This is a genomic window from Alistipes sp. D31t1_170403_E11 (assembly GCF_015553985.1).
GTDB lineage: Bacteria > Bacteroidota > Bacteroidia > Bacteroidales > Rikenellaceae > Alistipes > Alistipes montrealensis.
On sequence record NZ_JADNHQ010000023.1, the window covers coordinates 1 to 1,838 of the forward strand.

The window sequence follows — 1,838 nt, forward strand, 5'->3', positions numbered from 1 at the left end:
GGCCCAAAATAGCAATTAACGATAGTACAATTTTTCTTACCATAAGCGTTAATTTTAATAAAATTTTAAAATAAAAATCTAGCATCCCAAAATTTGCATATTAAGCCTCTGTATATATGATAATTGCAGGAAATAAGCCCGATTTTCCTAAAAAAACATAATAGTTTGGTACTAAGCGTGTAAGATGAATAGGCGTTACCTCCGCGTATCCGGGTTCTGTAACCAGATAGTTACTGTCAAAAAGGGGATAACTTAGCCAAAATAAGACATTTGGTCCAATTAGTATACCATTTGGCAGTAACTTTATCATTACCTTTATCGCGGTTAACTTATTGTTTCAATAAAGGTTAGAAGGGAATGAGAAACACGTTCAAAGTACTGTTTTACATCAAGAAGAATGCGCCTTTACGCAATGGGAACACACCGATAATGGGACGCATTACGATCAACGGACAGCGGACGCAGCTGTCGACGCAACTATCTGTGAATCCGAATTTGTGGAGTGTGAGTATGGGACGAGTGGCAGGACGCAGCGCGGTTGCCGTACGTACAAACGAACAACTCGCCCAGATTCGCTTCCACATCGAACGATGTTATAATACGTTATTCTACGAGCATTCGCTGGTCACCCCGGGAATGGTCAAGGAGATGTATTTCGGTAACGACCAGCGCAATGAAACGCTGCTTGCTTTTTTCAAGCATCACAACGAAGAATTCAGCCGGATGGTCGGAATTAGCCGCAGCAAAACGACCTATTATAAATATAGGTGTGTTTACAACCATCTCGAAAGCTATGTCAACGACCGGTTCAACCGCAAGGATTTGCTGTTCAAAGAGCTTGACAAGGAGTTCCTGACGGGGTTTCACCAGTACATTGCACAGGAGTGCGGACACAAGAAAAACACGACTTGGATTTACATGATCGCACTCAAGCATGTGCTTATGCTGGCTCGTAGTAAGGGCTATATGTCCAAGGACCTCTTCTCCAATTACAAACTGCACAGCGAATTTGTCACTCGAAACTATCTATCCATGGCCGAGATACGTAAACTAATCCGCCTGGAGCTCGACGACGCTACTTTGCAGTTGGTGCGGGATGCGTTTTTGTTCAGTTGCTTCACGGGGCTCTCCTATATCGACCTCAGCCTGCTTACATCCCAGCACATTCAACAGAATGGTAAACAGTTGTGGATCAGCACGACACGTCGCAAAACCGGAGCTACCGTCAATGTGCGGATTTTCGCCGTTCCGTATGCCATCCTGCTGAAATATAAGCCCAGACAGCGTAACGCGCAGATATTCAACCTTCCAAGCAACGGCTGGTGCAACATCTGCCTCGAACGCATCATGTCCCTGGCAGGCATTCCGCGGCACATTACGTTCCACTCGGCCCGCCATACCTTTGCCACGACGATCACCCTTTCGCAGGGAATGGCAATCGAGACTATCAGTAAGTTGCTGGGGCATAAGAATATCCGCACTACGCAAATTTATGCCACCATCACACACTCGAAACTCGACGGCGACATGGAACGCCTCTCGAAACGGCTCGATACATTGTATCCGGATTCAGACCTGGATCGGGTTCAAGAGCGTTTCTGAGGCCGGATTTGTGTATACACAGAAGGTCACACATCAGACATATTCGGCCGGAATACCCGAAAACACCTAAAAACGACGATTACAATCTGTAACCGTCGTAGAATCATATTGTCCGAATCGTAACCGTTAACAGCCGATCCTCTGCGGATATGTTATATTGGTAAATTTTTTTAATAATTTATTTGTAAACGATGCAGCATTTTCATATCTTTGCTTGTGAACTTTTTATTTTAAAA

At 44.6% G+C, this 1,838-nt stretch carries 1 protein-coding gene; it reads left to right on the top strand.

Annotation, left to right across the window (positions count from 1 at the left end):
• The first annotated feature begins 357 nt into the window (after positions 1 to 357).
• Positions 358 to 1,602: a site-specific integrase gene (locus I2E69_RS15145; RefSeq protein ID WP_195462059.1), complete on the top strand. Its 1,245-nt coding sequence runs from the start codon at positions 358 to 360 to the stop codon at positions 1,600 to 1,602.
• Positions 1,603 to 1,838 lie beyond the last annotated feature (236 nt).